The sequence below is a fragment of the Oscillibacter valericigenes genome, assembly GCF_021531435.1.
In the GTDB taxonomy this organism is placed as follows: Bacteria; Bacillota; Clostridia; order Oscillospirales; family Oscillospiraceae; genus Oscillibacter; species Oscillibacter valericigenes_B.
Window position 1 is genome coordinate 1 of the sequence record NZ_JAFBIS010000065.1, and the last position, 1,600, is coordinate 1,600.

The 1,600-nt window shown below is 52.3% G+C and carries 1 protein-coding gene; it reads left to right on the forward strand.

Features of this window, described 5'->3' with window-relative positions; genetic code table 11:
* Positions 1-260 precede the first annotated feature (260 nt).
* Positions 261-1,469, forward strand: coding sequence for an IS110 family RNA-guided transposase (locus JQM68_RS13550; RefSeq protein WP_235223550.1), 1,209 nt, complete (start codon positions 261-263; stop codon positions 1,467-1,469).
* The last annotated feature ends 131 nt before the right edge of the window (positions 1,470-1,600 follow it).

The window sequence follows — 1,600 nt, forward strand, 5'->3', positions numbered from 1 at the left end:
CTATTACAATAAGTTTTGGTTGGAAGCTCAGCATCCAGCTGGGCTTCCTTCCATCTCGTGCCTCAGCTACAATTAGGGGAGCAACTGGCTGACCACTTGCTCCTTGGGCTTCCATGTCCGCAGAAAAGACTGTCAGCCATCCCCTTGTTGCAGCGTTCGATTTAAGCAGGTTGAGCCATAGAGTTCGTGTCACCAAATAGATTGAATCGGCAGCGAGAAAAAGATGGATTCCGGTTGCAGATTTGTATGGGAGGTAGTACATGAACTCTGTTGGCATCGACATTTCCAAAGGCAGAAGCATGGTTGCAGCCATGCGTCCCTTTGGAGAAGTTGTCATCTCACCCTTTGAAGTATGTCACACCGACAGTGAACTGAGCGAGCTGGCAAGGCGGCTCAAAAGCCTGGACGGTGAGACGCGCGTAGTCATGGAGGTCACAGGAAATTACCATTTGCCAGTAGCTCAGGCACTCCATGACGCGGGACTATATGTTTCCGTTGTCAATGCAAAGCTGGTGCATGGCTACGGGAACAACGAATTGAGGCGTGTCAAGACCGACAGGAAGGACGCCGTAAAGCTGGCGAACTATGGCCTTGATCGTTGGCTCTCCTTGCAGAGATACATCCCAGAGGAGAATACCCGGTTGCTGCTGAAGAACTGCTATCGGCAGTACCAGCAGGGATGCAAGGTGCAGACCATGCAGAAAAACAACCTGGTTTCACTGCTGGATACCACATTTCCGAATGCAAACCGCTTGTTTCGCAGTCCTGCCCGTGCAGATGGTAGCGAAAAGTGGGTGGACTTTGTAGCCGAGTTCTGGCACTGCGAGTGCATCCGCGAATGCTCTGAAAAGGCGTTTATGACCAAGTATCAGCGGTGGTGTAAAAAGCAAGGATACAACTACCGCGAGGAAAAGGCCCGCAGTATTTACAGCGAAGCCTGCGGGTGCGTTGGCGTTATGCCGAAGTCCAGCACGACAAAGCTGCTTGTAAAACAAGCCGTATCTCAGCTCAAAGCGACCTCCTCTGCTCTCGCTGCGCTCAAGCAGGAGATGCAGACGCTGGCGGCTCAACTTCCGGAGTACCCAGTCGTCATGGGAATGTTCGGCGTTGGTCCAACTCTCGGCCCACAGCTCATGGCTGAGATCGGCGATGTACGGCGTTTTCACTCCAAGAAAGCCCTCGTGGCCTACGCCGGCATTGACGCCCCACCGAACGATTCCGGCGATGTTACAGGCCGGCACAAGGCCATGAGCAAGATTGGCGCATCGTCCCTGCGGCGGACGCTTTTTCTTGTCATGAGTGCCTATTTGGAGAACTCGCCGCCTGATGAACCCGTCTACCAGTTCATGGACAAGAAACGCTCCGAAGGCAAGCCGTACCTCGTTTACATGATGGCTTCCGCCAACAAGTTTCTGCGGATCTACTATGCCACGGTGAAAGCCTACTTGAATAAGCCGGAGCAATCCTGACCTCGTTACATACCGTTGGCTGGCCGCCGTTTTCAATTTTGAGATGCGAAGCGGCTTGATTTAGTGCGGCCTTTTTCACCTACTCAAAATTCTTGAATTTTACTCTTGACAAAACTTAGCAGGTCTTTTCT